The organism is Stenotrophomonas sp. 05L414_2 (assembly GCF_056397905.1).
Genome location: NZ_JBFTOJ010000322.1, coordinates 1 through 1266, shown reverse-complemented (window position 1 = coordinate 1266; position 1266 = coordinate 1). Strand labels below are relative to the sequence as shown.

Sequence of the window (1266 nt, the reverse complement as noted above, 5' to 3'; positions counted from 1 at the left end):
ACGTGGATGAGGAGCTGGTGCGCAGGCCGCTGAAGTGGAACCCGGCGGACATCGGCCGCTTCATGGTGTTCTTCGGCCCGATCAGCTCGATCTTCGACCTCAGCTGCTTCGCCCTGATGTGGTACGTGTTCGATGCACGCACGCCGGCCGACCAGGGCCTGTTCCAGTCGGGCTGGTTCGTGGTCGGGCTGCTGACCCAGACGCTGATCGTGCACATGATCCGCACGCCCAAGGTACCGTTCCTGCAGAGCATCGCTGCGCCGCCGCTGCTGCTGATGACCGGGGCGATCATGGCCATCGGCGTGATCCTGCCGATGAGCCCGTTGGCTGGCTACTTCAAGCTGCAGGCATTGCCGGCCGGTTACTGGCCGTTCCTGGTGGCGATCCTGTTCGGCTATGCGGTGCTGACCACCGCGCTGAAGAAGCTCTACATCCGCCGCTACGGCTGGCAGTAAGCGCGCCGGCGCAGGGAGACGCATCATGGACTTCAACCCCCACCTGCCCGCGTTCAACGCGGGCGCCACCCTCAGCTCGCTGATCAGCCTGTCCGTTGCTTTCGTGCTGGGTGCGCTGATCGGCCTGGAGCGGCAGTTCCGCCAGCGCACCGCCGGCCTGCGCACCAATACGCTGGTAGCGGTGGGTGCAGCGGTGTTCGTCGACCTGGCCGTGCGCTTCCACGACCTGTACGGCGGGCCGCCGTCGCCACTGCATGTGGTGGCCTACGTGATCTCCGGCGTCGGCTTCCTCGGTGCCGGCGCGATCATGAAGGATGGCGCCCAGGTGTCGGGCCTGAACACCGCCGCCACCCTGTGGGGTTCGGCTGCGGTCGGCGCCTGTGCCGGCATCAAGCTGCTGCCTGAAGCGGTACTGGCTGCGGTGTTCGTRCTGGCTGCCAATACCCTGCTGCGGCCGGTGGTGAACCGCATCCAGCGGCAGCCGCTGCCGGAAGCGTTCAGCGAGGCCACCTATGCCATCAACGTGGTCTGCCAGCGTGAGCAGCAGGCCGAGGTGCTGGACCGGCTGCTGCTGTTGCTGGAGCAGGCGCAGTACCCGGTACGCGCGGTCGACCAGCGGCCGTTCGGCGAGCGCGATGTCGAGATCGAAGCGGTGCTGTACGCCACCACGGTCGATGGCGCTGAACTGGATGCAGTGCTGGCAACGCTGGCCGCCACGCCGGGCGTGCTGCAGGGATTCTGGAACGCCAGCCTGGAAGAGTAGTGCCGGCCGCTGGCCGGCAACCTCATGAACTGCGGAAACGCTTGCCAG

2 protein-coding genes are annotated in these 1266 nt (G+C 67.0%); both read left to right on the top strand.

What is annotated here, in order from left to right; genetic code table 11:
• Positions 1-455 (top strand): cation transporting ATPase C-terminal domain-containing protein (locus AC1DJN_RS22005; RefSeq protein ID WP_478040286.1); only part of this gene is annotated, 455 nt, incomplete at its 5' end.
• 25 nt (positions 456-480) lie between these two features.
• Positions 481-1218 carry an MgtC/SapB family protein gene (locus AC1DJN_RS22000; RefSeq protein WP_059064285.1) on the top strand — a complete coding sequence of 246 codons (738 nt, stop codon included), beginning with the start codon at positions 481-483 and terminating at the stop codon, positions 1216-1218.
• Positions 1219-1266: the final 48 nt, after the last annotated feature.